1 pseudogene is annotated in these 395 nt (G+C 44.3%); it reads left to right on the top strand.

Annotated features, from left to right (window positions below):
- A pseudogene (locus CEW93_RS10695) lies at nt 1-395 on the top strand (type I restriction endonuclease subunit R); the annotation flags it as partial.

Genomic DNA, 395 nt, shown 5'->3' with positions numbered 1-395 from the left:
AGGCATTTTCCCGCACCAACCGCATTTATGACGCCACTAAAACCTTCGGTAATATCGTCACTTTCCGGGATCTGGAACGCTCAACTATTGATGCCATAACGCTGTTTGGTGACAAAAACACCAAAAATGTAGTGTTAGAAAAGAGTTATGCAGAGTATATGGAAGGCTTTACTGATGCTGCTACTGGTGAAGCTAAGCGCGGCTTTATGGCAGTAGTTGCAGAACTGGAACAACGGTTCCCTGACCCTGCCAGTATTGAAAGTGAAAAAGAGAAGAAAGACTTCGTAAAACTGTTTGGTGAATACCTGCGTACCGAGAACATCCTGCAAAACTATGATGAATTTGCCACGCTGAAAGCCCTGCAACAAATCGATCTTAGCGATCCTGTTGCAGTA

Source organism: Moraxella sp. VT-16-12, assembly GCF_002224245.2.
In the GTDB taxonomy this organism is placed as follows: Bacteria; Pseudomonadota; Gammaproteobacteria; order Pseudomonadales; family Moraxellaceae; genus Moraxella.
This window is presented reverse-complemented; position numbering and strand designations above follow the sequence as displayed.